Annotated in this window: 5 protein-coding genes; 1 reads left to right on the forward strand and 4 read right to left on the reverse strand. The window is 56.4% G+C overall.

What is annotated here, in order from left to right; translation table 11 throughout:
* Positions 1-27 precede the first annotated feature (27 nt).
* The 3 genes from V0R60_RS14865 to V0R60_RS14875 all read right to left on the reverse strand — a co-directional run bounded on the left by V0R60_RS14865 (position 28) and on the right by V0R60_RS14875 (position 3,948).
* Positions 28-1,692 carry a serine hydrolase gene (locus V0R60_RS14865; RefSeq protein WP_330079470.1) on the reverse strand — a complete coding sequence of 555 codons (1,665 nt, stop codon included), beginning with the start codon at positions 1,690-1,692 and terminating at the stop codon, positions 28-30.
* A 7-nt stretch (positions 1,693-1,699) separates the two neighbouring features.
* Positions 1,700-2,422: a cysteine hydrolase gene (locus tag V0R60_RS14870; protein WP_330079471.1), complete on the reverse strand. Its 723-nt coding sequence runs from the start codon at positions 2,420-2,422 to the stop codon at positions 1,700-1,702.
* Between the two features lie 230 nt (positions 2,423-2,652).
* Entirely contained in the window at positions 2,653-3,948 is a 1,296-nt protein-coding gene (locus tag V0R60_RS14875) for an OprD family porin (RefSeq protein WP_330079472.1), read from the reverse strand.
* A gap of 462 nt (positions 3,949-4,410) precedes the next feature.
* On the opposite strand from V0R60_RS14875, the gene V0R60_RS14880 reads away from it, so the two are divergent.
* Positions 4,411-6,912, forward strand: a complete 2,502-nt coding sequence (locus tag V0R60_RS14880; RefSeq protein WP_330079473.1) for a TonB-dependent siderophore receptor — start codon at positions 4,411-4,413, stop codon at positions 6,910-6,912.
* 108 nt (positions 6,913-7,020) lie between these two features.
* On the opposite strand, the gene V0R60_RS14885 is transcribed toward V0R60_RS14880, so the two are convergent.
* The gene (locus V0R60_RS14885) at positions 7,021-7,998 is read right to left on the reverse strand and encodes an alpha/beta hydrolase (RefSeq protein WP_330079474.1); all 978 of its coding nucleotides are present in this window, start codon (positions 7,996-7,998) and stop codon (positions 7,021-7,023) included.
* Between the last annotated feature and the right edge of the window lie 10 nt (positions 7,999-8,008).

Genomic DNA, 8,008 nt, shown 5'->3' on the forward strand with positions numbered 1-8,008 from the left:
AACTGGATCATTGCATGCGACGTCGGATCACTGTTGATAGACGCTCACAGCGTTGCCGACCAAGGTGCTCATGAACTGACTGATCTTGTTCAGGGTGACGCTGTCCGTTACGCCGTACTTCTGCGACAGTTGATCAAGGTTTTCATAACCCGCCCACACCCGGCCCCGTTCATCCTGCCAGACCGCAACGCGAAGCGGCAGATCGAGTGCCGCGCCTTGTTTATCCAGTATCAGCTTGGTGCCGACGCTGGGGTTTCCCAATACCAGCACCTTGGTCGGCCGCACGTTCATGCCAGTGCCGCGGGCATTTTTCTCGTGGTCGAATTCGGCAAAGACAGGGATTTTTTTGCTCTGAAGATCATTCTTCAGACGGGCGATTGTTTCGTCGACGCTGAATTTGCTTTCCTGGTTGACCACTTTGTCTGAGTCCAGCCCCGACCCCAGGCCAGGCTTGTAGGCCTCGGCAATGTCACGGGCCAGAGCCGTCATATCGACGTCTTGCTTGTTGGTAATGAGCGTGACGCAGACCAGTTCATCGCCAGCAGTAAACCGACTCAGATAAGCACTGAACCCCGCATTGCTGCCCTTGATTTCAAGGAACCCGGGATGTTTGGTGAATTCCCAGCCGGCCATCGCCGGGACCACTGCGCCATTTTTAAGCTTTGCGGGTTTGTAGATCGTGTCGCGGTGTGCGGCATCCTTGAGCAGCACACTGCCCGCAAGGGCGATATCCCAGCGACTGATATCTTCCGCTGAAGACCACAGGCCGCCATAGGCGTACAGGTTGTTGGATGCTTCAAGGCTGACCGCTGTATTTTTTCCGTTGATCGACTTGTAGCCTGTTGCCGTCTCCAGCGGGTCAATGAAGACCTGGTCAGCCTTGAATTTTGAATGCTGGTTTTTGACTTTGGTGGGGGTAGGGCGATCAAGGTGGAGTTTGCTTTGCATGTCTGCCACAAACATCGTGCTTTTCAAGCCCAACGGTTGAATCTGGTATTTCCAGACGAAGTCTTCGTAGCTCATCCCGCTGGTATTTTCGATAATTTGACCGAGCAAAATGAAATCGGTCGCACTGTCCTTGACCTTGGTGCCTGGTTTGAATATCAGCGGGTCACCTTTTACCAAATCGACCAGTTTGTCCGGTGTGTAGGCGGTGTTGGCGTCATAGCCATGGTGCCTGAAGTCGGGAATACCGGAGGCGTGTTGGAGCAGGTCGAGAATGGTCACGTCCTGCCAACTGCTTGGCGTATCGCTGAGGTAGGCGGCCACCTTGTCGTTGACATCAAGCTTGCCCATCTCCACAAGCTGGAAAATGGACACGGCGGTAAACGCCTGGGTGATCTGACCTACGTTCCAGATGGTTTTGATTGATGCAAGTTCGTCATTGGTTTCTGTCGCCAGGCCATAGCCTGCTGCACGGGGAATGTAAGGCGCTTGAACGATCGCCATCGACAAACCAGGCAAATCGTTCTTCTTCATGAAGTCCGCAACCATCTCGTCAATGTATTTGCCGTTGGCTTGGAGTGACGGATCGCCACGATTGACTGAATAGAGCGTGGAGTCGACGGCCTGCGAGGCAAAGGACTGCAGGGGCAACATGCTGATTGAGGTCAGGATACAGGCGGTGATCAACGTCTTTCTTAATGACCGGGTCATGAGGGTGTTCCTTTGAGGGGGAAGAAAGTTTTTCAATCGCGCGTTATCGTTGTTTGCAGCGCTGCTCGTCTGCTTTGGAGACAGGTGCAGGGGTTAAACGCTGAATGATCTCGTCGGTGCTGAGCACATCTTTGGACAAGTAACGGAAGTTGATATCTGCCGATACATTGCCATTACCCCATTCAGCGTGGCGCGGCCCCGCCGTTGCATCTTTGGCAATGACCAATTCGAAGCCCTGCTCAAGCAGTTCGCGGGCATGGGCCTCGACACACATATTGGCGAGCATGCCGCCAAGAATGACTTTCTGAATACCGAACTTGCGCAACTGCAATATCAGATCGTTGGACTGCGGCCCATAAAGTTTGTGTGGCGAACAAACAATAGTCTTGCCGTCTTCGATATACGGTTGCAACGCTGGAACCCAATCCGCCCCTGAGCCAACGAAGCCTTGCAAGCTCAATGGGCTGCCGCGCTCGAACATGCGGTTGGCGTGCATGACTTCACTCAGTGGATCATGAAAGTGCCACTTATGGTCGGTGGGGTAGTAGTAATGCGGCGAGACGAAAACCTCATAACCATGTTGCTTTGCCGTCTGCAAAAGCCGTTCGATATTCTCGACCGTACGATTGGCCAATACTGCATCTTTCACAAAAGGCCAGGCGCCGCCATGTTCAGTCAGCACCTCTACTTGTGGGTCAGTAAATAACAGTGCAGTTGTTTTGCGGTCGAAGTTTTTCGGGCACAGGTTAACGATGGAATCGCTCATGGGGATCTCCAGGTTGAAAACAGTCGGTGTTCAATGTGATCAGGCTACGCAGTGATGTGGCGAGCCGCTGCTGTCAGTGTTCGCTTGTCAGGGCATGAGTCAACGCTAAGAGGGTTGTGCCGGGGAAACAAGCCCGGAAGCTAAGGTTTGATGGTTATTCAGCGAATAATGAGATGTGGCGTTATTATTTGCGGGTAAAAAATGTTGTTTATCAGTAGCTTGATGATCAGTCAGATGATCGAGAAGTTGTAGCTGGCAATCAGCCGAATCTCATCCACATCCCGGGCAGACTGCGCATAGTTTGTGCGATAGGTGGCATTGCGTAGACGTAGACTGAGGTTTTTGAAGGAGCCGGTCTGAATTATGTATTTCAACTCTATGTTACGTTCCCATTCCTTACCTTCTTGGTCGTTGGCAAGCTGTATATGGTCGCCGCTAACGTAACGGGTCAAGATGTTCAAGCCGGGAATGCCGATGCCGGTCAGGTCGAGGTCGTAGCGTAGTTGCCAGGAATGTTCTTCGGTGTTTGCGAAGTCGTTGTATTGCACGTAGTTGACCAAGTACGGTGTGCTGCCATCCAGGTAGGGCATCGAGCTACTTCCATTCAAACTTTGCCAGCCAGCGCTGAATGTCTGGTAACCATGGGAATAGGCAAGCATCGCGCTCAAGGCATGGTTGTCGATTTTACCAGCGCGTGCCGAGCCATCGTCATAACTGTCAAACCAGCGTAGGTCGGCGTTGATTTTTCCAGCCCCAAAGGCCCCGCTGCCCAAGACACCGAAGAAGCGCTGATGATAGACATTCTCCAGGCCGCCCTGGGCATATTGCAGTACGAACTGGCGATTGAGTTGATAGTCAGCCTGGTAGGCCTCGAAACGGTTACCGCTGGTATTGCAGACGTAGCGCTTGTTCTTGCAATTCAAGCGAATGTCTTGAGCATCAGTGGAGTCCCGCGCGGTATAACGCTGCAATCGAGTAGCGCTGAATTTCAACCTGGCAACTTCCTCGCTGACCAGTTGGCTGCCGTGAAACATACTCGGCAGGAGTCGGGTGTCGTCGTACTTTAACAGCGGCATGTCCGGTAGCAGCGCACCGTATTTAAGTTGTGTGTGGGAAAAACGCACCTTCCCCGCAATACCTGCCTTGGCGTATTGGTCGGCGGCATGCCGCGGGTGGTGACCACTTGAGGGCAGCAGGCCGCTGTTACTGTCGGCGGCACTGGAGTCGAGTTTGATCCCCAGCATGGCCAAGGCATCTGCGCCGAAACCAATGACGCCTTCGGTATAACCCGATTGCAGTTTGAAGATAAAACCTTGGGCGCTCTCGTCGTGCTTTGACGCGCCTTGCGGATTGGCTGTTCTACCGTCGCGCAGGTCGCTGTTGAAGTAAACAGTACGCGCCTCCAGGCTCGCGTGGCTGTCCTGCAGAAGATCCGCGTAAGCGGGTAAAGCGAAGCTGTTGACTAAGGTAAACAGTCCCATTGCACAGCGGGAAATAGGCGTGCGTGGGCGGATAGGTAGAAACATTGAGCGTGCTCCGAAGGTCTGGGCCTTGCCTATTTAATCCCATACCTGCAGCGCTGACTTTCAAATAAGGCACATTAACTCTTTAATGAATGATGGCTGCTGTTCAATGGATTATTTGCTTATGGATCAAAGCCTTGATGAAGACGGGGAACGCCTCAATCCGGGATGTCAGTGGTGAGACTCGCTGATATCCTCTGTCCTGCGCATGCAGCGCTTAGATGCACGTTTTGCAATCTGCTCAACGCAGAGGCTGCGTTTTGTGAAACGTATCAAAAGATAAATATTCCTAATTTCGTTCAGATTCACTTCGTCTAGTCAGCGAGTCCATCCGCTTTGCTGCCGTGCCACCCGGCACGTATGGCTGTGAACGTACTCGAATCAGGGGCTGTGCCCTCTATCAGTTGCCCTCCAGAGGCGACGATTTCCAACACTTGGACCGCAACACGGGAGCGATTCGAAGAAATGAAATCTGAACGACACGCATTGACGGGCCGTTTTTGCTCGTGGCAGAAGGAACGGCTGCGCAGCTGCACGTCGATTATCGTGCTAGGCCTGGCATTGGGCATGGGGAATGTTGCTCAAGCGCAGGAAAGCCGGGTAAACGTCCCGGCAATGCCACTCAATGAAGCGCTGACCCAATTGGGCTATCAGACCGGCCTGCAGTTCCTGTTCGAGCCGAGCCTGGTCAGCGGCAAGCGTTCTGTACCGGTCTCCGGCAACATGGAACCCAGCACCGCGCTGGAGACCATGCTCAAGAATGCCAACCTGACCTACCGCATCGAGAACGACACGGTCATCCTAAGCAGCCCAAAGGGGTCCGCTTCGGGGGCGACACTGGAGCTGGGCGCGACTAGCGTCGTCGGCCAAGGGATGGGTGAATCCACCGAGCACTCAGGCTCCTACACGCCAGGGCTGACCAGCGTCGGCTCAAAGACGCCGATGTCGCTGCGCGAGACGCCGCAATCGGTGTCGGTGATTACCGCCCAGGCCCTCAAGGACCGGCAGATTACTGGCTTGGGCGATGCAATGCGCGCCACCCCCGGCATCACCGTCAAAAACTTCAACTACCGCATGCCGCGTTACTATTCGCGTGGTTTCGAGATCAAGAACATCCAGATCGACGGTGCTTCCAGCCTCGACGCCAACGGTGGCTATTCCAACCAGCTGTACAACCTTGCCGAGTTCGACCACATCGAAGTGCTGCGCGGCTCTGCCGGATTGTTCGGTGGTGTGGGTGACCCAGGCGGCATCATCAACCTGGTGCGCAAGCGCCCTCTGGACCACTACCAGCTCAAGTTCGATGCCTCGGCCGGCTCCTGGGACAACTACCGCACGCAGGTCGATGTCACCGGTCCGCTCGCCTTTGACGGAGCGCTACGTGGCCGGTTGGTCGCTGCCTACAACGACCGCCAGTACTTCATGGATAACCGCGGGACCGAGAACCCGACGGTCTATGGTGTGCTCGAGGCAGACCTGACGCCCGACACCATGATCACCCTCGGTGGCCGCCTGGAGAAGAACAAGGAAACTGGCACCGGTGATGGCCTGCCGTTCTACTCCGATGGCAAGAGTCCGAACTACAGCCGCAGCTATTGGCCGACTACGACCTGGTCGTATTCCGATCACTCTTCCAATGAGCTGTTCTTCAAACTTGACCACTATTTCAGTGATGACTGGAAGTTCAATACCTCGCTGACCCACGTATTCGAAACCGTGGAGAGCCAGGGTGCATTCATCTATGGCAACATCGACAGGGCCGATGGAAGCGGACCTTACTGGGCGGGTAGTTACCAGCGTGCCAAGACCGACCAGACCGTGCTGGACATGAACCTCTCTGGCAAGTTCGATATGCTGGGCCGCGAGCACGAGCTGCTGATCGGTGCCGACGCGCAGTCCATTCGAGCCCGTTGGCGCGCTGCCGACGGCATGAGCGGTCGTTTCGGCCCAGCCACCCAGCCATGGGTGGAAGGCACCATGGACAAGGAGTTCTGGCGTGACTACAGCCCGAACAAGCAGAAACAGTACGGCCTGTATTCGACCCTGCGCCTGCAACTCGCTGATCCGTTGAAGCTGATAGTGGGTGCACGCGCCACTCGCTATAAGTACGATCAAGTCTACTCGACCAAGGACAGGGTCACCGACGTCTGGTCGGTGAAAAACATCGTCGACTATCGCGAGCCGACCAAGGTAGTGCCGTTCGGTGGTCTGGTCTACGACTTGAACGAAGAGTGGTCTACTTACGTCAGTTATTCGGAGATATTCAACCCGCAGGCCAAGTCTCTGGCTGGTCCGCAACCGGGCACGTCACTGGATCCGATGGAAGGCAAAACCTACGAGACCGGAGTCAAGGGCGAGCTGTGGGACGGTGCGGTTAACGTCTCGGCGGCGCTGTTCTACTCCGAGCGCGAGAACCAGGCGACCCCCGACCCGCGCTATGCCCAGCAAGTGCTGATGTACGGCGGCAGTTGCTGTTACTTGCCACGTGGCAAAGTCACCAGCAAGGGCATCGACCTGGAAATCAGCGGTGAGCTGCTGCCGAACTGGCAAGTGATGGCTGGCTACACCTACAACCGCAACGAGGACCGCACCAACAGCGCGATCTTCAGCAGCGTGACGCCCAAGCATCTGGCCAAGTTCTGGAGCACCTACGTGCTTCCGGGTGAGCTGTCCGACTGGAAGGTCGGTGGTGGTGCAACTATCCAGAGCGCCAACTTCGTCAGCGGCGAGATCGAGTACAGCGGCGTGAACGAAATTCCCAAGACTCAGGTAGAGATGTCCCAAGGCGGCTACGCCGTGTGGGATGCGATGCTCGAGTACAAGGTAGATTCGCACTGGACGGTGGCGTTCAACGCCAACAACCTGTTCGATCGCAAGTACTACGACACCCTGACGCATCCGGATTATGCTAACTACTACGGTACGCCGCGTAACTACATGCTGACCCTGCGAGGTGTCTGGGACTGATCGATCGTTGTAACGGTGTGCGAAGAAAAACGCCCGATGTTTGCATCGGGCGTTTTTTTGTTGTGGGGGCGATGGTTAGCGCAAATATTTGCACGCTGCTGACGTTGTTTAACCAGTTTCGACCTCTTCGCGGATCACCTGGCTGGCCTGCCAGTCCGTGCAGTGTTCGTAGACCTGCGCCGCCTCGGCGACGATACCGGTCATGCGCAGAAAGTCGTGGGTCAGGCCTTCCTGAATGTCCAGGTGAACCTGTGTACCACTGGCACGCAGGCGTTCGACGTAGGCCAGGCCTTCGTCCACCAGCGGGTCGAAGCGCGCCAGACTGATGTAGGCCGGGGCCATGACCGGCAGGTGCTTGACCAGCAGCGGCGAGAGCCGCGGGTCGTCGCGGTGGGCGGCGCAATAGTGGCTGTAGAACCACTCCAAGGTGTCAGTTTCCAATAGGTAACCCTCGGCATACAAACGGTGTGACGCGCGCTGGCGGCTCATGTCGGTCACGGGGTAGAACAGCAACTGGCACAGCGGCTGCACGGTGATGCGCGCAGGTTCAGCGGCGGCGATGAGGGCCAGACTGGTGGCCAGAGTGGCGCCAACGCTGTCGCCAGCGAAGGACACCCGGTTGATGTCCAGGTTCAGCTCGGTAGCTACTGTGGTCAGCCAGTTGACGCTGTCCAGCGCATCATCCAGAGCGGTCGGGGCCCGGTGCTCAGGGGCCAGGCGATAGGCCGGGGCGAGCACCGCTGCAGCGCCGGTACTGGCTAGGCGACGGCATACGCTGTCGTGGGAGTCCAGGCTGCCGACCACGAAACCGCCGCCGTGAAAGTATAACGTCAGCGGTTGCGCCCCAGCGGCCGTCGTGCTGCGGCGGTACAGCCGCGCTGGCAGGTGGATGCCGTCGCGGGTGGTGAACGTCAGTTCGAGCACCTCGAGGTCGGCCGGAGGGGCTGGATCGAGGATCGCTGAGGTGGCCTCGAACTCGGCGCGGGCGGCCTCGACGCTCAGTTCGTGCATGGGCTTGCTCTTGCCCGTGAGGCGGCCGAATTCGGCCAGTTCCAGGAAAGCGGCGAGGTCCGGGTGTAGAGACATGAAAATTCCT

It is taken from the genome of Pseudomonas auratipiscis (assembly GCF_036324085.1).
Lineage (GTDB): Bacteria > Pseudomonadota > Gammaproteobacteria > Pseudomonadales > Pseudomonadaceae > Aquipseudomonas > Aquipseudomonas auratipiscis.

What these genes read in the sequence shown, in the direction of transcription:
- V0R60_RS14870 (WP_330079471.1), bottom strand. Translation starts at nt 2,422, where the DNA reads ATGAGCGATTCCATCGTTAACCTGTGCCCGAAAAACTTCGACCGCAAA.
- V0R60_RS14875 (WP_330079472.1), bottom strand. Translation starts at nt 3,948, where the DNA reads ATGTTTCTACCTATCCGCCCACGCACGCCTATTTCCCGCTGTGCAATG.
- V0R60_RS14880 (WP_330079473.1), top strand. Translation starts at nt 4,411, where the DNA reads ATGAAATCTGAACGACACGCATTGACGGGCCGTTTTTGCTCGTGGCAG.
- V0R60_RS14885 (WP_330079474.1), bottom strand. Translation starts at nt 7,998, where the DNA reads ATGTCTCTACACCCGGACCTCGCCGCTTTCCTGGAACTGGCCGAATTC.